This is a genomic window from Alicyclobacillus tolerans, from assembly GCF_900142255.1.
In the GTDB taxonomy this organism is placed as follows: Bacteria; Bacillota; Bacilli; order Alicyclobacillales; family Alicyclobacillaceae; genus Alicyclobacillus_I; species Alicyclobacillus_I tolerans.
In genome coordinates, this window is sequence record NZ_FRAF01000009.1 from 92,722 (window position 1) to 110,360 (window position 17,639).

The window sequence follows — 17,639 nt, forward strand, 5'->3', positions numbered from 1 at the left end:
CGGTTTTGCTTGAAAAGGTGCCTGTCACACATGTGGCTGGTATAGGACCGGCCAAAACCAAGGCATTGGCCGAACTTGGCATTCATGATGTTGCTGCATTGCTCACGCATTTTCCTTACCGTTATGACGATTTGCGTATTCGTCCACTGCTGTCTTATGCGGATGGTGACAGGGTGCGCGTTCAGGTGACCATTAATGGGTCGCCTAAACTGCGTTGGCAAAATGGAAAATCTATTCTCCAGGCACCCGTTCTGGTTGATTTTCAAACCCCTGCGTACGCTATGTGGTTTAACCAACATTATTTACAAAAACGTCTGCGCGAAGGCGAAGTTGTCATTCTGCAAGGAAAATGGAGTGAACGTTACCGTCGTATCGCCGTTTCTCATACAGAGTTTGGCAACCAGCGACTACGTTCAGAAGAAGCGGCCATGTACCCTGTCTACCGTTCAAGCAAACAAATCTCTTCGCCGCAAATAGCTGCTTTTATACAACAAGCACTGGCGCAATTTCAAGATCAAATTGTTGATTTATTGCCGCTTGAATTGCGGCAGCGTTATAAACTGGTAAATCGTTATGAAGCGTTACTGGCCATGCATCGGCCCCGAACCCGGGAGGAGTTGCGACAAGCCCACCGGCGACTTGCTTTTGAAGAATTTTTTTTATTCCAGTTGCAACTGCAGCGATATCGTGTTCAAGCCAAATTGCAGTCAGACGGAGTCGTCCGTCATGTACCTTCTGATGTATTCGAAAAGTTTGCTGATGCGCTGGAAGGATTTACGCTAACGGATGGTCAATACGATGCTATGCAAGAGATTTATCATGATCTCCATAGTCCACGTGCCATGACGAGACTGCTTCAGGGGGATGTCGGATCGGGCAAAACATGGGTTGCCTTCTTTGCCGCCTATGCTATGGTACGTGCTGGCTGGCAAGTGGCTATGATGGCTCCTACAGAAATTCTCGCCGAGCAGCATCTTCTTGAAGCTCGCAAGCGGCTTGAGCCACTGGGTGTACGTGTAGCTTTGCTCACAGGTTCCACAGGTATTCGCGAACGCAGAGAGATTCTGGCTCTTCTGGCGGCCCATCAGGTCGATCTCCTTTTAGGCACACACGCCTTGCTGACAGAAGATGTGGAGTTTGCTCGTTTAGGGCTGGTCATTACCGATGAGCAGCATCGCTTTGGCGTTGCACAGCGTGGTACGTTGCAAGAAAAAGGGGAGCGCACCGACATTCTCTATCTGTCTGCCACGCCCATACCGCGTACATTGGCGCTTGCCATCTATGGAGATTTAGATGTTTCCGTGATTCGCGAACGTCCAAAAGGCAGGCAGCCTGTACGTACATATTGGTTGCGAAGCAGTGAAGAAGACAAAGCAGTTCGCATGGTTCGTCGTGAACTGGCTAAAGGTCGGCAGGCTTATATAGTCGCTCCACTTGTGGAGGATTCGGAAAAACTGGAGGCGACATCGGCTGTGTCGCTGTACGAGCAGATGCAGTCGCATTTGGCCGGCTATCGAGTCAGTATGTTGCATGGGCGTCAGTCGGCGAAAGAAAAGGACGCCATCATGCGTTCCTTTATAGCAGGTGAAATTCAAGCGCTTGTTTCTACAACCGTCATCGAAGTCGGTATTGACGTTCCCAATGCCACCATCATGTTGATTTACCATGCCCAGCGTTTTGGCCTTGCCCAGTTGCACCAACTGCGCGGACGCGTTGGTCGTGGTGCGAATGCAAGTTTTTGTATTCTTCTTGGTGATCCGCCTGGAGATGTGGCCAAGCAACGTCTTGAAACCATGGTTGGTACAGATGACGGTTTTTTGATTGCGGAAAAGGACTTGGAGTTGCGCGGTCCAGGAGAGTTTCTTGGCGTAAGGCAAAGCGGATTGCCGGAATTTACTGTAGGGGATTTGGCTCGCGATTTAAATATCATGCAAGTCGCTCGCGATGAGGCAGAGAAACTATTGCAGGAAAACGAATTTTGGCTGCTCCCGGTTTACGAAGGTTTGCGTAAACATCTGTTTGAAGCAGATTCGGCAGGGCTAAAATATTAAAAATTGTACAGTTTTGGGACGGGTTTTAGCGGGGGCCGTACAACTTTTGTATTGGCTTAATGTGGCAAACATATTTCTAGTGTTCTCTTCTCATAATAGGTGTACCAAGAGCAGGGGAGGTGAAAGGAAATGGCAAACGGAAGTAGCAATAACCTAGTTGTCTCCGGTGCTTCTCGCGCCCTCGATCAAATGAAATACGAAATCGCTTCTGAGTTTGGCGTTCAGCTCGGCGCTGAAACGACTTCTCGTCAGAACGGTTCAGTTGGTGGAGAAATCACCAAACGTCTGGTGGCCTACGCTGAACAGCAATTGTCGGGTCGTCAGAACTTCTAATCAGGATACCAGACAAAAAGGGTCCTGTTGAAGAACAGAGGAGCTACCACGAAGGTCATGTCAAAGTGACTGGAGGGTGGCTCCTCTTTGTTTATCTTGTGAAGAACATCTCCAGACCGTATGCTTGATCATACAACCATATGGAATTCATCCTTGGCTGGATGAGTATCCAAACTAGAGGTGACCCATGCAGCGTCTGCAAAGAATTGCTATGCAGCTTATTCCAAGAAGTACAACAACGTATTTTTTGGGTAAATTTTCAAGGATGCGCCTGAGTCGAAAAGTGATTCCCTGGTATGTTCGCAAGTACCAAATCAATGTTTGGGAGCTCGACCGAAAAGTAGAAGATTACCCTACTTTGCACAGTTTTTTTTGTCGATCGCTGCACAGCTTTGCCCGACCACTGGCAAAAGAGGGACTGGTTTCACCTGTAGACGGATTGGTTACCAGTACAGGTCTAATTGACGATCAACAACAGTTTGAAGCTAAAGGTCAAATTTATTCTCTTTTTAATTTGCTCCATGATGAAGATTTGGCTCATCGATTGACCGGAGGTCAGTTTTGGGTGATTTATCTAAGTCCTCGCGACTATCATCGAATTCATATTCCTTATTCAGGGCTTTGGGTATCCCATCGTCATATTCCAGGCCATCTTTATCCAGTCAATTCGCTGGGCGAAAAGATGACATCGTTACTTTTTGCGAAAAATGAACGAGTTGTAACAGAATTTCGTGTCAATGACCAACATTTTTATGTGCTTGTTTCGATTGGTGCGTTTGGTGTCGGTTCCGTACGTTTGCGTCATATGCCGCGCATGCATCCATTCCGTCATCGTTTTCTTCACCATAGCGAATCTTTGTTTCAAGGAGCTGTTGAAGAATTGAAAGGAGAAGAGTTTGGTCGATTTGAACTTGGTTCTACGGTTATTTTGCTGACTTCTCCTGGTTTTGTGGTGAACAATCTCCAAACTGTCGGACAGCGAGTAAAAATGGGAAGCGTTTTGGCCAATGTAGGAATAGGAAATCGATAAGTTGGCGACCATGTGAATATAGAATTTCCGAAAGGTTTTCCAATTCACGGAGCTCAATTGGAAGAGACTGCGCTTGCCGAGAACGGACAAACATTGTAGAGTGTAGATGAACTGAGGGCTTGTCCAAATGGGACAGTCAGCGGATGTCGGTGTATGTTGCCGAACTTCATCTACGGGGTGAATGTATTCAGTGAAAATTTTGATTGCTGGTGGAGACGGGTTTTGTGGCTGGCCCACAGCGCTTTATTTTTCAGAGCGAGGTCATGAAGTAGCCATTCTAGACAATATGGTACGCAGAGAATGGGATGTAGAACTTGGCACACAGTCACTGACGCCGATTGCATCTATTGAAGAGCGTATTTCTGCTTGGAAAGAGATCACAGGAAAAACGATTACGCTTTTCCGCGGAGATTTGCAAGATTACGAATTTGTCCACGAATCCTTTAAAGCGTTTGAACCTGAGGCAATCGTTCATTATGGTGAGCAGCGCTCTGCACCCTATTCCATGATCGATCGGGAACATGCTGTTTTCACCCAGGTGAACAATGTAGTTGGCAATTTAAACGTGCTTTTTGCTATGAAAGAACTCGTTCCTGACTGCCATCTCATCAAATTGGGTACAATGGGTGAATATGGCACGCCGAATATTGATATTGAAGAAGGCTATATCCGTATTGAACATAAGGGGCGAGTGGATGTTCTCCCTTATCCCAAACAGCCATTTTCTTTCTATCATCTCTCTAAAGTTCATGACAGTCACAATATTATGTTCGCCTGCAAATCGTGGGGGATTCGAGCCACTGATTTAAATCAGGGAGTCGTATATGGACTGTGGACCGAGGAGACAAAACGGGATGAACGTCTTTACAACCGAATCGACTATGATGGAGTATTTGGTACGGCGCTTAATCGCTTCTGTATCCAGGCTGCCATTGGCTATAACTTGACGGTTTATGGAAAAGGCGGACAGACACGGGCTTTTCTCGATATTCGCGATACCTTGCAGTGTGTTGAATTAGCAGCGCTTCATCCGGCCGATCGCGGTGAGTTCCGTGTTTTCAATCAATTTACCGAACAATTTTCAGTCCTTCAATTGGCAGAGCGTGTACAACGTGTGGCTGCTGAGATGGGATTGACAGTGAGTATTGATCATTTGGAGAATCCTCGTGTAGAAAAAGAAGAACATTATTACAACGCCATTCATACAAAACTGCTTGATTTGGGGCTGCAACCTCATCTGCTCTCGGACGAGTTGATTCGCGACTTGATTGAGACAGCAGAGCGCTATCGCGATCGAATTCAAACAAATGTGATTGCGCCAACTGCGACCTGGAGGTAGGAACGAATGCGCATTGCGATGTTTACGGAAACTTTTTTGCCGGGGACGGACGGCATTGTCACGCGTCTTTGTGCAACGTTGGAAAAGTTGCATGCAGAAGGCCACGAGGTTTTGCTGTTTGCGCCTGAAGGTGCGCCAAAAGAATATGCCGGAGCAAAAATTGTTTCCTTGCCGTCAATGCGCTTTTTTCTCTATCCTGAAAAAAAGTTTCCCATGCCGTCCAGGAAAATCGGTGCACCTCTCCAAGAGTTTCAAGCTGATTTAATTCATACCGTCAATCCCGCATTCGTCGGTTTGTCGGCTATCTATTACGCATGGAAATTGCGCTTGCCGTTAGTCGCTTCTTACCATACGAATGTACCAGCTTACGCTCGTCATTATCATTTGGATTTTCTCGAACCGGCTTTATGGTGGTATTTTCGTACTTTGCATAATCGGGCTGTTCTTAATTTGTGCACATCTAAAGCTACACAGGAAATATTGTTGGCTCAACGCTTTAAAAATGTAGGTCTGTGGGAACGCGGAGTTGATTTGAAGCTCTATCAAGAAACCTCTCCTTCTCCTGAAATGAGGCATCGTTTAGCGCCAAACGCGAAAGATACGGATAAATTGCTTTTGTATGTGGGCAGATTGGCTTCTGAAAAACGGATCGAACAGTTACTGGAGTGCGTGCAAGAGGACAAGCCGTATCATTTGGCCATCGTCGGTGATGGACCGCATCGTGCTGAACTGGAACGTTATTTTGCAGGTACACGAACCACGTTTGTCGGCTATTTGCATGGTCGTGAACTGGCGCAAGCTTATAAATCGTCTGATGCTTTTGTCTTCCCGTCCACGACGGAGACGCTAGGATTGGTACTTTTTGAAGCCATGGCAAGCGGTTTGCCGATTATTGCAGCAGACAGTCCACCTACGCGGGAAGTATTGGAATATGGAAAAGCTGGCGTTATATACAACAGCCAGCAGGCAGGGGATCTTTTGCAGAAAGTCAATCAACTGTTTGCAGATCGTGAGTGGAGAGACCATATCTGCTCCCACGCTGCACAGATTGCATCCGAGTTGGACTGGCAACGCCCAACTCGTCAGTTGATAGAACATTACCAGTCTGTACTTGGTATTCGGACGGCTCCGGTGCGTGCCATGCCGCTCAGTCGATCTTAGTTGCACTATACTGATTTGATTCGTCACATCATTCTATTTTCTCTCTTCAAGCGCGGTGCATAGGGGCCAGAGGGTTCCATTGCACCGCTTCTTCTATAAACTTTCCAATGGAAAGCAACTTTCTCTCTGAACCAAGCGGTCCTACCAACTGCAAGCCCACTGGCAGGCCATCCAAAAGCCCGACAGGAATACTGAGTGCTGGCAAACCGGTGAAGTTGAACGGTTGCGTATTGCGGTTGAGCAGGCTTCGCACGGGCATTTCATGGGAACCCACAAAAACTTTTGATTGACCAATATCCGTAGCAGGAATAGGAACCGTTGGCATAACAAGGACATCCACTATTGCGAATTTCTCCGTCATTTCGGCTGTAAATTCTTTTTGAAAATGCAGTGCATCTAAAAATTCAATCGCACTTAGCGATTTAGCGCTGTTCAAGCGATCACGCACATCATCTCCAAACAGGCTGTCGTTTTCTTGAAGTCGTTGTCGATGAAGAGCATAGGCTTCTGTAGTAATCAATACCCGCTGATATTCTTGTACTCTTTCTAGACCGGACAAAGATAAATCAATGCGTTTTAGCCATCGGGTTTCCAACACACGCAACAAGGATGTGATTTTGTCTACCACCCCAGGATGACAGCGATCAAAAAAATAAGGACGTATCACACCGGCGCGAATCGGTTCAGGAAGTGAGTAAGGGAGATAGGGGTGATCGTCTGGCGACATGCGCATAGCCTGTTCATGGGACGAAGCAGTGAGTAAACTCAGCATCCAGGCAGCATCGTCTACAGAAAGTGTCATTGGTCCAACGTGATCGAGCGATGGAGCAAGTGGGAAGACGCCTTCTTTTGAAATGAGGCCAAAGCTGGGTTTCAGACCGACGGTGCCTGTTAAAGCGGCGGGGATACGCACGGAACCACCCGTGTCTGTGCCAAGGGCGGCTAAACTCATACCACTTGCCAACGCCACGGCCGATCCGCCACTGGAACCACCAGCAATTTTAGAACGATTCCATGGATTGCGGACATGTCCATAGTGGATATTCTCGCTTGTCGTGCCGAATGCAAATTCGTGCAAATGTGTTTTGCCTATCAATAAGGCGCCAAGTTCTCGTAAACGGGCTACGCTTGGAGCGTCGGCGAGTGGCTGATGATGGGCAAAGTAACGACTGCCATAAGTGGTGGGCATATCCTTTGTGTGAAACAGATCTTTAATCGCGATAGGGAGTCCGGCCAAGGGAGGCAGAAAACTTCCTTGCGCTCGTTTTTTGTCCTGCTCTTGCGCTAATTGTAAAATATCTTCATTGATATACAAAAAAGCACGTAGTTGACTGTTGTGCGCATGAATCTGTTGAAGATGCGCTTCAGCCAATTCGCGCGCCGACAACTGTCGCCGCGCGAGTGCTTGATGTGCCTTGGTAAGCGTCCAATATTCGCCTGTCAATGAAAAAACCTCATTTCAAATCAATTCTTCAGGTCAGTTCATTTCCTTGTTTTCCCAGATTGCTCTCTGGGGGCCTGGATATAGTATTCATAGAAAAACAAGATTTTAATTGACTTTGATAATCAAGTAACCAGCCTTCTCTAATTGTTGAACTAGCAAAGGCAATTTGGGTGTTTTTTCTACTTTGAGTATCACTCTACGGTTGAGTGCCGACTCTTCAGCATCGAGAGCCACGCAGGTTACCACATTCAAGGATAAGCGATGCGTAATATTAAACAAACGTTCTAATGCACCTTCTGTTTCAGCAACACCTAACAGCAGGCGATCGGCAGGGATGTGAGTGGCGAAAGCCACGGATAGCGCTTTTTGTATGGAAGAACGTTTGACAATTCCGAGGAACAAATCATTTTCCACAATGGGAACAAAAGGCTGTTCGGTAATAATCTCAATGGTGCTTTCAAATGGATCTTCCAAGGTCAATGTTTTGACATTTCTAAGAATACAATGCGTTGCCGGTTGCTCGCAAAACTCTGAAAAACTGATATGATTTTCATGGGCAGCCAAAAATCCGTCAAAAATAGAACGCTTGCTAATCAGTCCGTGAAACTGCATGTTTTCATCTGCACAGGGTAAGGAAAGATGGGTCTGCAAGTGATGCAGTGCAGATTGAATCGTACTGTTGGGATGAACGATGGTCAATTCGGAAGCGTTGGTTAAACAATTGCGGATAAACAGAGGCTTCTCCTCCTTATGTGCTTTTCAGAATTATACTATGGGCGTTCCATTTCTAGCATCCATTTTTCAGAAGAATTAAATGAAAGCTTCTCAGACTTCTTGACTCGTTATGCTGACAGAGACAACAAAAAACCCGCGCCCGGGTAAGCGCGGATTTTTTGCGTACCCAAAGCGATCGGCCTTGGGCACGTTTCTCTGGGAGAGGAGAAACCACAAGTTCGTGAGGATGGGGAAACCTCGCGCAACTCAGGTTTTCAACAGCCATCATCGGCTGATACTCTCATCCTAGACAGATGAATGATAAATTAAACGGCAAATAGGAGATTTTTTACACTTGGCTGCTTGTGGTAGAGTGGAGAAGTATGTAAGGATGGGTTTGTGAGAAAAACGTGATTTGCTGGAGGGGGGAGGAGGCGCTATGCGTGTCATTGCCGGGTTGTGGCGCGGACATCCTTTGCAATCGCCTCCCGGTGATTTTGCGCGTCCTACGACCGATCGCGTCAAAGAATCAATGTTCCATTTGTTGGGTCCGAGTTCTCCTCGGGATACAGTACTGGATTTGTTTGCCGGATCGGGAGCACTTGGCATTGAGGCTTTGAGTCGAGGGGCTCCTGAAGCTATTTTTGCGGATGTGCATCCGGTGAGTCTGTCTATCGTTCGAACGAACTTGGCAAGACTGCGTGCAGAACAGAGCGTGCAGGTATGGAAATCGGATTGGCAGAAGACACTCTGTCGTGTGCTTCAAGAAGAACGGAAATTGTCTTGGATTTTTGTCGATCCGCCTTACGCAAAAGGCTTATGGCTGCCCATATTGGAATGGGTCGCCAGCCATCCTTTGCACTTTGCCAAAATGATTTTGGAAAGTCCCAAGCAGGTGCAACTCCCTGAACAAATCGGTCGAATTGAAATGAAAAAAAACCGCGTCTATGGCGATATCGCTGTAACCGTATATGAACCTGTAGCTATTGAAGAGATGGGTTGAGCAAGAGACAAGATGAAATGAAATAGGATAAACATGGAGTGAATTCAGGTGAAACGTGCAATTTATCCAGGCAGTTTTGATCCGCCCACCAATGGACACCTTAGTGTTTTGATGCGTGCTTTACCTGTCTTTGACGAAATTGTAGTGGCTATTATGGAAAACCCTGATAAACAACCGATGTTCACTGCAGAAGACAGGAAGTGGCTACTAGAGCAGTCGGTGCCCGCAGAAGTGAAGGGGAAAATTCGGGTGCGTTCGTATTGTGGATTGGTTGCTGACTTGGCAGGCGAAGAGCAGGCAGTGGCAATCATACGCGGTTTGCGTGACAGTTTGGATACTGACGCAGAACGCCGGATGGCACACATGAATGAGGCATTGTCCGGCATCCCTACACTTTTTCTCTATGCGACTCCGGAAACAGGGCATGTAGCCTCCTCTTTGATAAAGGATATCGTGAAACATGGTGGTAGGGTAGATGCGTTTGTTCCTGCTGCCGTTGCCGCCAGATTGCATCGTTCTCAATCATAAATGTCTGTGGGGTGACGATAGGGTGGGCATTGGGCTAGCCTTAGGCTCTGGTGGTGCAAAAGGATTTGCTCATGTAGGTGTTATCAAAGCGCTTGAAGAAGCAGGAATCACCATTGATTACATCAGCGGATCGAGCATGGGAGCCCTGATTGCAGCATTTTATGCGACAGGCATGCGCACTGTGTTTATGGAGCAGCTTGCCACCACGCTTCGTTGGCGTCACTGGGTAGATTTTACTGTTCCTAAAATGGGAATGGTAAATGGTGAAAAGGTGAAGCAGATGGTCCATATGCTCACCAAAGGTCAAAATATTGAACAGGCGAAAATTCCTTTAGCGATTGTTGCAACCGACTTATTAAGCCGACAGCGTGTTGTCTTTACCCATGGCAACATTGCCGAGGCGGTGCGTGCCAGCATTGCCATTCCTGGCGTTTTTGTTCCCGTGTTTACGGAAAACGCTGTGCTTGTAGACGGAGGGGTGCTCGATCGCGTTCCGATTGAAGCGGTTCGCAATCTGGGCGCTTCGAAAGTCATCGCTGTGGATGTTTCTGTAAATTCCCAGACCACTTTACCTCAATCCATGATTGATGTTTTTTTTCAATCTCTTGATATCATGCAGGAACAGGTCTATCAATCGGTACGCAGTGCAGCGGATATAGCGATTACGCCGCAACTGACCAGTATAGGGATTTCGCAGTTTTCGAAAGCAGCACTTGCGATTGATATTGGTTATCAGTCAGCAAAAGCGCAAATGGAAGAAGTTTTACGAGAACTGGAAAAGGATAATCATTGTGAAACGTATGATGGTGCGTCATAATTTCTAATGCTTGTACTTCGGCTCAAATGGATTGGAGTCAGTGCTGGGGTGATGGTCATGACTTTGGAGTTTTCTAGAAAAACATTGATAGACCAAAAAAGTCTTCTGATGGATGAGAGCTTTTCTACAAACCAGATGGTGGCGGCTTCTGAAGATGTATTGGAAGCCAAAGTGGCTGATGTCCATCTCTCTGTTTCGATGGTGGATAACTTTGCGAATGTGGCTGGTGCTGCCGATACTGAAGTTGAGTACCGCTGTGCGCGATGTCTTGAGCCTTTTACGGCTAGTTTGCATGCTCCAGTGGAAGAACGCTATAGCTGGAATGAGCAGGAAGCCAAACGAATCGATGCTGTTTATGCGCCTGATGATAAAGTTATATTGGATGACTTGGTGGAAGAATCATTATTGCTCGCCCTCCCATCGGTGCCTCTTTGTCGGGCTGATTGTCGCGGATTGTGCCAGGAGTGTGGGCAAAATTTGAATATGGCCGACTGTTCTTGTGAAAAGCGAAAAGTGGACCCGAGATTAGAAATTTTAAAAGACTTGCTTTCTTCCCCTGAATCAGAGTAAGATGTTGAACGGTAGTGGCAAGGGAGGTGTTGTACGTGGCTGTACCGCAACATAGAACGTCCAAGACGCGCAAACGTCTGCGTCGCACTCACTTTAAACTGACGGCTCCGGAAATTCAGCCGTGTCCGCAATGTGGCGAATATCGACTGACTCATCATGTTTGTAAAAATTGCGGCACTTATAAGGGCAGAACAGTGTTGTCCGTTAAGTAAAGTGTAAAAACACAGCTAGCCGACAGGCTGGCTTTTTTCATTTATCGGAAGATGATAAGGTCAAAATATTTCGGTTTTGCAATGATGACCTATCAACTCTCTTTCACTTGCGACGTCATTTTGTCAACAAACGTCTGTTTTTGGTGAAACTTTATACTTGTCAGTAGGTCTACAGGCAGTTAGCATTAGTACCAGTTATTAAAAAAATCAATATCAGTTAAGATTGTTGTCATTATCAACATAGAGTGTGTCCGGTACAGATGAACTTGAGTTCTACAATATCGACTGAGTTCTGCAACTCTTTGCCGACCACGTGTTAAAGGATGGATGGTAAACTGAAAAGGGTTGAGCGCCACGGACTCTTGAGGATGTATATTCAAAAACATCCCTTTGCCACGGATGAGCAATTGGCTGAACATTTTGGCGTAAGTGTGGCCACCATTCGATTGGATCGGCAAAAATTAGCGATTCCTGAAGCGCGCGAGCGTATTCGCCGTCTGGCAGAGACATCCCATGATGCGTTGCGCTCGCTTGATCAACAAGAAATCACTGGGGAATTAAAAGAGCTTCGTCTCAATGAATACGCGGTGTCAGAATTGACGATTGAAGCGCAGCACGTCTTTCATCGCTATCAGATTGCTCGCGGCCATGTTTTGTTTGCTCAGGTCAATTCTCTTGCGACAGCCATGGTGGATGCGGATATTGCAGTGACCGCCAAAAGCGAGTTGAGATTTGCCAATCCAGCTTATCTAGGGGAAACTGTGCATGCGCGGGTAGAAGTTGTGGCGAGACGAAAGCATGTATTGCGATGTTTTGCCGTTGCGCATGTAGAAAAGAAAATTATTTTGAAAGGTCAAATTTGGATGATTGCTGGTCCGGTATGGAATGCCTGAAAGTCCATTTCTAAATTATCAATGACTGTTGAAAGTATGGCTTGGCTTGTGAAAGTGAGGGAGATGTTTGGCAAAGCTTGTTGTCGATGTGATGGGGGGAGACTTGGCACCGCAGGCGCCTGTACAAGCTGTTTTAGATGCTGCCGCAAAGGAACTGCATACGGAGTATATCCTGGTTGGAGATGAAAAGAAAATTCGTGCAGTTTCTCATTCTTTTCCAGTCAATGTAACAATCGTTCACACCACGGAGCAAATAGACGGTACTGATGAGCCAGTGCGTGCTGTAAGGCGAAAAAAAAATGCCTCATTAGTTATAGCTGCTGAAATGGTGGCCGAAGGCAAAGCAGACGCATTACTGTCGGCAGGCAATACAGGAGCTATTGTTGCTGCTGGGTTACTGATTATTGGACGCGTACCGGGAATTTTACGCCCTGCTTTAGCTCCTGTCATGCCGACCTTTGATGGTCGAGGGGTATTGCTTTTAGATGCAGGCGCCACAATGGATGCCAATGAAGAAAATTTGCGCCAGTTTGCTTTTATGGGCAGCTATTATTCAGAAATGATTCTTGGCACAAGTCGACCGCGAGTTGGACTATTGAACGTAGGAACAGAGGCAGGGAAGGGAAATGCTTTGACGAAGGCAACCTTTCCGTTGCTGGAAAAATCGAATTTGCATTTTGTCGGCAATGTAGAAGCTCGCGATGTGCTCTCTGGTATTTGTGATGTACTGGTATGCGACGGGTTTGCCGGCAATGTGGTATTAAAATTGGCTGAAGGTCTAGGGCTTGGATTAGCTTCCGGGATTCGCTCTACGTTAGTTTCTTCTTTTCAGACCAAATTGGGCGCTTTGCTTGTAAAACCTCAATTAAAACATTTTTTTCATCGATTTGAGTATTCAGAATATGGTGGCGCCCCGTTTCTTGGTGTTAATGGAGGATGTTTCAAAGCCCACGGCAGCAGCAATGTACGCGCTTGGTACGTGGCACTTGGGCAGGCACAGGCATTTGTGGAAAAGAACTTGCTAGGGAAATTATCGGAGGCATTTCTGAATTTAGAGGAAGTTTGAACGAGATGAAGTCATTTTAGGAGGATGGTATAACGTGGGAGTGCGTGCAAAAATTTTAGGCACTGGTTCAGCGGTGCCTCAGCGAGTGCTTTCTAATGCGGATTTGGAAAAGATGGTTGATACATCCGATGAGTGGATTGTAACAAGAACAGGTATTCGAGAACGTCGCATTGCAGAAGCAAACGAAGCCACTTCCGATTATGTGGCCAAAGCATGCGAAAGGGCGCTTACTGCAGCTGGGGTTGATGCGTCGGAAGTGGATTTGATTGTGTGCGGCACGGTCACTCCTGACATGATGTTTCCTGCTACAGCTAATCTCGTTCAAAATGCTATTGGAGCTAAAAAAGCAGCTTCGTTTGATTTGTCTGCTGCTTGTAGCGGTTTTCTTTATGGATTGTCGCTTGGTGCTTCTTTTATCGAAAGTGGCCACTTTTCTTATGTGCTTGTAGCTGCGGGGGATTTGTTGTCAAGAATTACTGATTACGAAGATCGTTCTACTTGTGTGCTCTTCGGTGATGGAGCGGGTGCTGTGCTGCTTGGACGCGCCGAAGAGAGTGAAGAGGCTGGTATACTTGGTTTTTCGCTTGGCTCAGATGGGTCGGGCGGGCATCTTTTAAACATGCCTGCAGGTGGTTCGCGAATTCCTGCTTCAGCAGAATCTGTGGCAGCGCGCTTGCATTATCTGAAAATGCAAGGACAGGAGACATTTAAGTTTGCTGTCAATGCGATGGTCAGTTCTACAGAAGAAGTGCTAGAAAAAGTTGGATATCAGAAAGAAGATATTTCACTACTTGTCCCTCATCAAGCCAATATTCGGATTATTGACGCGGCGCGGCGCAGATTCGGATTGCCGGAAGACAAGGTGATGGTCACTATTGACAAATACGGCAACACTTCCGCTTCTTCCATAGCCATAGCTTTAGATGAGGCTGTTCGCGAAGGTCGTGCAAAGACTGGGGATTTGGTTGTTTGTGTTGGATTTGGTGGCGGATTGACTTGGGGATCAGTAGCCATTCGTCTCTAAAACAGTTGTATGACCTAGATAAACAGGTTGTGTAGTTTTTATTTTAAGAAAGGTAAGGAGTGCAGAAGGATGACGGTTGGATTTGTCTTCCCAGGACAGGGTGCCCAGACAGTGGGCATGGGTAAATCACTGATAGAAAACTATCCTTTAGCTCGCCAGACGTTTATTGAGGCGGATGAAGCGCTCGGATTTTCGCTGACCAAGCTTTGTCTGGAAGGACCTGAAGAAGAATTGCGCCTGACCTATCATGCTCAACCGGCATTGCTTACAGCAGGTGTAGCTGCTTGGAGAGTTTTTCAGTCTCAATCCTCTATTCGGCCAGTTGCAGTTGCAGGACATAGTCTTGGTGAATATACCGCTTTGGTAGCGGCAAACATGCTGCCGTTTGCTGATGCTGTGAAACTGGTTTATCATCGTGGACAATTGATGAACGAAGCTGTACCCGCTGGACAGGGGGCTATGTCAGCGGTGATGGGCCTGGAAGAAGAGGAACTGGCGGCCATTTGTGCAGAAGCGTCTAACGGATCGGACGTAGTGGAGTTAGCTAATTTAAATTGCCCTGGCCAGATTGTTATTTCCGGAACCCAAAAAGCAGTCAGCAATGCATCTGAACTGGCAAAACAGCATAAAGCGCGCCGAGTTATTCCGTTGGTTGTTAGTGGACCTTTTCACAGTTCGTTGATGCGCCCTGCTGCTGCAGCGTTTGATAGCTTGCTACAAGAAGCCCCCTTTAGAGATGGTGACGTCCCCGTCATTGCCAATGTAGATGCTGAGCCATATCAAACTCCTGATGCTGCGAGGAAAGCGCTGTCGCGTCAATTATACTCTCCTGTGCGTTTTGTGGATGATATTCATACCATGGTGAATTTAGGTGTACAGACGTTTGTGGAGTTTGGTGTGGGAAGCGTGCTGAGCGGACTTATTAAAAAGATTGACAAAAATGTTCGCACGCTGCGCGTAGAGGATGAGCCTTCTTTGCATGAGACATTGCAGGCATTAACAGAGTGATGCTGTCTCGTAGGAAATAACATCTAGTTTAACTTGAGCCGTTTTTGGCTATGTAGGAGCAGGTGAGCTATGTCTAAAGTTGCTTTAATCACAGGAGCCTCGCGTGGAATTGGAAGAGCGATTGCTTTGGAATTTGCCAAGCAAGGTGCGCAAGTTGTCATAAATTACGCGGGTCACCTTGAAAAAGCTGAGGAAACTGCACATCTCGTACAAGCGGCAGGTGGGGAATCTTATCTTGTGCAGGCTGATGTCAGCCGTCCGGAAGAATGTACAAAACTAGTGCAAACAGCAATAGAAAAGTTTGGGAAATTAGATATCTTTGTTCATAATGCTGGTATTACACGCGACAATCTTCTCTTGCGCATGAAGGACAAGGATTGGCAGGAGGTTCTGGACACGAATTTAAGCAGTGCGTTCTATCTGGCGAAAGAAGTTGCCCGTCCTATGATGAAAGCACGCAGTGGAAGAATCATTTCTATTGTTTCCGTAGCAGGAATTTCGGGTAATGCTGGACAAATAAATTATGCGGCCTCTAAAGCAGGGCTCATTGGTTTTACCAAATCGCTGGCGCGAGAGTTGGCTCCTCGCAATATTACTGTCAATGCGGTTGCGCCAGGTCTGATTGAAACTGATATGACCCATGTGTTAGGCCAAGCAACACTGGAGAAATTGAGTGCGTCCATTCCACTCGGGCGCGCGGGAAAACCGGAGGATGTGGCTGGAGTGGTAGCCTTTCTTGCCTCTGAGGCCGCCGCTTATATGACAGGGCAGGTTCTGCATGTCGACGGCGGAATGGTCATGTAGTATACTCTTTCGCGGGAGGTGATAGCATGTCTGACGTTTTCGAACGAGTAAAGACCATCATTGTTGACCGTCTGAGTGTTGACGGGGCCAAAGTGACTCCGGAAGCTACTTTTAAAGAAGATCTTGGCGCGGATTCTTTGGATGTTGTAGAACTTATTATGGAATTGGAAGATGAATTTGATATGGAAATCTCAGATGAAGATGCTGAGAAAATTACAACAGTTGGCGACGTTGTAAACTACATCTCCTCCCACCAATAATTATGGAGTGAAGTGGTGTGATACGGAGTCCCGCGCAATTGCCGGGGCTTTCTGTTATATACAGAGGAGGTGAAGCTGTGCAAAAACGTGTAGTTGTAACAGGTCTTGGTGCAGTTACCCCAGTCGGTTCAACCGTGGAATCTTTTTGGCAGAATTTGCTTGCGGGCAAATCGGGAATCGGTTTGATCGATCGTTTTGACGTGAGTGAGTATCCAGTAAGAATTGCTGGACAGGTCAAAGGCTTTCAGGCGGAAGATTACATTGAGAAAAAAGAAATTCGTCGCTTTGATATGTATGCACAGTTTGCGGTCGGTGCTGCTGTACAGGCTCTCCGCCAGTCTGGTTTGCAGATTACGGAAGAGAACGCGGCCCGCGTAGGTGTTTACATTGGTTCCGGTATTGGCGGTTTGCAGACCATGCTTGAAAATTACAACGTTCTGCGCGATCGCGGTCCTAAACGAGTATCTCCATTTCTTGTACCTATGATGATGATTAACTCTGCAAGTGGCCAAATATCAATTATGTTTGGGGCTAAAGGTCCCAATTTGGCCCCTGTTTCCGCCTGTGCGACAGGTACACATGCTGTGGGCGACGCCTACAAGATTATTGCTCGCGGTGCTGCCGATGCAATGATATGCGGCGGTGCAGAAGCTACAATCTGTGATTTAGCGCTGGCCGGTTTTGCCAATATGAAGGCACTATCTACACGAAATGACAGTCCTGAGCAAGCGAGTCGACCTTTTGATGCTCATCGTGATGGATTTGTGATGGGGGAGGGTGCTGGTGTTTTGGTTCTGGAATCCTTAGAATCAGCTAAGGCCCGCGGTGCAAAAATTCTGGCAGAAGTCGTTGGCTATGGTATGTCTGCAGATGCCCATCATATTACTGCCCCCGATCCGGTTGGATTTGGAGCGTCTTTGGCGATGCAAGCAGCCCTCGATGATGCTGGGTTGCGTCCAGAAGATGTAGACTATATTAATGCTCATGGTACATCTACCGATCTGAACGACAAATTAGAAACCATAGCTGTAAAAGCAACATTCGGAGAATACGCTTACAAATTAAGTATGAGCTCCATTAAATCTATGACAGGACACTTGCTTGGCGCCGCTGGCGGCGTTGAAGCTGTGGCCAGTGTCATGACCATCTTAACCGGAATGATTCCACCTACTATGAACTATGAAACCCCTGATCCAGAATGCGATTTAGATTATGTGCCCAACAAGGCACGTGAGCAGGCGGTGGATACGGTCATGTCCAATTCGTTTGGATTTGGTGGCCATAATGCCTCGATTATTATCCGCCGTTTTATGGAAAACTAAGTTTATAATGCCTGGAGAGGTTCATTTACCTTTCCAGGCCACTCAATAACCGAACAAGAA

Annotated in this window: 19 protein-coding genes; 17 read left to right on the forward strand and 2 right to left on the reverse strand. The window is 46.8% G+C overall.

From position 1 onward, the window contains the following. The first annotated feature begins 5 nt into the window (after positions 1–5). From recG to BUA75_RS06690, 5 genes are all read left to right on the forward strand, one after another. Positions 6–2,051, forward strand: a complete 2,046-nt coding sequence (gene recG, locus BUA75_RS06670; protein ID WP_072873813.1) for an ATP-dependent DNA helicase RecG — start codon at positions 6–8, stop codon at positions 2,049–2,051. Positions 2,052–2,180: 129 nt separating this feature from the next. Then, on the forward strand, positions 2,181–2,384 hold the full coding sequence (locus BUA75_RS06675; protein WP_072873814.1) for an alpha/beta-type small acid-soluble spore protein: 204 nt from the start codon (positions 2,181–2,183) through the stop codon (positions 2,382–2,384). A 187-nt stretch (positions 2,385–2,571) separates the two neighbouring features. Beyond that, entirely contained in the window at positions 2,572–3,414 is an 843-nt protein-coding gene (gene asd / locus BUA75_RS06680) for an archaetidylserine decarboxylase (protein ID WP_072873815.1), read from the forward strand. Positions 3,415–3,604: 190 nt separating this feature from the next. Beyond that, positions 3,605–4,753 carry an NAD-dependent epimerase/dehydratase family protein gene (locus BUA75_RS06685; protein ID WP_072873816.1) on the forward strand — a complete coding sequence of 383 codons (1,149 nt, stop codon included), beginning with the start codon at positions 3,605–3,607 and terminating at the stop codon, positions 4,751–4,753. Positions 4,754–4,759: 6 nt separating this feature from the next. Then, the gene (locus tag BUA75_RS06690; protein ID WP_072873817.1) at positions 4,760–5,914 is read left to right on the forward strand and encodes a glycosyltransferase family 4 protein; all 1,155 of its coding nucleotides are present in this window, start codon (positions 4,760–4,762) and stop codon (positions 5,912–5,914) included. Between the two features lie 46 nt (positions 5,915–5,960). On the opposite strand, the gene BUA75_RS06695 is transcribed toward BUA75_RS06690, so the two are convergent. After that, a complete protein-coding gene (locus BUA75_RS06695) occupies positions 5,961–7,358 on the reverse strand; it encodes an amidase (protein ID WP_072873818.1) in 1,398 nt (465 codons plus the stop codon). Between the two features lie 105 nt (positions 7,359–7,463). Next, positions 7,464–8,057, reverse strand: a complete 594-nt coding sequence (locus BUA75_RS06700) for a CBS domain-containing protein (protein WP_129583543.1) — start codon at positions 8,055–8,057, stop codon at positions 7,464–7,466. 454 nt (positions 8,058–8,511) lie between these two features. On the opposite strand from BUA75_RS06700, the gene rsmD reads away from it, so the two are divergent. The 12 genes from rsmD to fabF all read left to right on the forward strand — a co-directional run bounded on the left by rsmD (position 8,512) and on the right by fabF (position 17,579). After that, positions 8,512–9,075, forward strand: a complete 564-nt coding sequence (gene rsmD, locus BUA75_RS06705; RefSeq protein WP_072873820.1) for a 16S rRNA (guanine(966)-N(2))-methyltransferase RsmD — start codon at positions 8,512–8,514, stop codon at positions 9,073–9,075. 48 nt (positions 9,076–9,123) lie between these two features. Continuing rightward, a complete protein-coding gene (gene coaD, locus BUA75_RS06710; protein WP_072873821.1) occupies positions 9,124–9,603 on the forward strand; it encodes a pantetheine-phosphate adenylyltransferase in 480 nt (159 codons plus the stop codon). Beyond that, positions 9,551–10,420, forward strand: coding sequence for a patatin-like phospholipase family protein (locus BUA75_RS06715; RefSeq protein ID WP_083574150.1), 870 nt, complete (start codon positions 9,551–9,553; stop codon positions 10,418–10,420). Before coaD ends, BUA75_RS06715 begins: the two co-directional genes overlap by 53 nt. 57 nt (positions 10,421–10,477) lie before the next feature. Further along, on the forward strand, positions 10,478–10,990 hold the full coding sequence (locus tag BUA75_RS06720) for a YceD family protein (RefSeq protein ID WP_203114353.1): 513 nt from the start codon (positions 10,478–10,480) through the stop codon (positions 10,988–10,990). 35 nt (positions 10,991–11,025) lie between these two features. Further along, positions 11,026–11,202 carry a 50S ribosomal protein L32 gene (rpmF, locus tag BUA75_RS06725; RefSeq protein WP_072873823.1) on the forward strand — a complete coding sequence of 59 codons (177 nt, stop codon included), beginning with the start codon at positions 11,026–11,028 and terminating at the stop codon, positions 11,200–11,202. A gap of 323 nt (positions 11,203–11,525) precedes the next feature. Next, complete coding sequence (gene fapR, locus BUA75_RS06730) at positions 11,526–12,095, forward strand: transcription factor FapR (RefSeq protein ID WP_072873824.1); 570 nt, start codon at positions 11,526–11,528, stop codon at positions 12,093–12,095. Between the two features lie 67 nt (positions 12,096–12,162). Further along, the gene (plsX, locus tag BUA75_RS06735) at positions 12,163–13,161 is read left to right on the forward strand and encodes a phosphate acyltransferase PlsX (RefSeq protein ID WP_129583544.1); all 999 of its coding nucleotides are present in this window, start codon (positions 12,163–12,165) and stop codon (positions 13,159–13,161) included. 34 nt (positions 13,162–13,195) lie between these two features. Then, complete coding sequence (locus tag BUA75_RS06740) at positions 13,196–14,185, forward strand: beta-ketoacyl-ACP synthase III (protein ID WP_278247847.1); 990 nt, start codon at positions 13,196–13,198, stop codon at positions 14,183–14,185. Between the two features lie 69 nt (positions 14,186–14,254). Continuing rightward, the gene (gene fabD, locus BUA75_RS06745) at positions 14,255–15,193 is read left to right on the forward strand and encodes an ACP S-malonyltransferase (RefSeq protein WP_072873826.1); all 939 of its coding nucleotides are present in this window, start codon (positions 14,255–14,257) and stop codon (positions 15,191–15,193) included. 69 nt (positions 15,194–15,262) lie between these two features. Continuing rightward, positions 15,263–15,997, forward strand: a complete 735-nt coding sequence (gene fabG, locus BUA75_RS06750; protein WP_072873827.1) for a 3-oxoacyl-[acyl-carrier-protein] reductase — start codon at positions 15,263–15,265, stop codon at positions 15,995–15,997. A 26-nt stretch (positions 15,998–16,023) separates the two neighbouring features. Further along, a complete protein-coding gene (gene acpP / locus BUA75_RS06755; protein ID WP_072873828.1) occupies positions 16,024–16,257 on the forward strand; it encodes an acyl carrier protein in 234 nt (77 codons plus the stop codon). A gap of 77 nt (positions 16,258–16,334) precedes the next feature. Further along, positions 16,335–17,579: a beta-ketoacyl-ACP synthase II gene (gene fabF / locus BUA75_RS06760; RefSeq protein ID WP_072873829.1), complete on the forward strand. Its 1,245-nt coding sequence runs from the start codon at positions 16,335–16,337 to the stop codon at positions 17,577–17,579. The last annotated feature ends 60 nt before the right edge of the window (positions 17,580–17,639 follow it).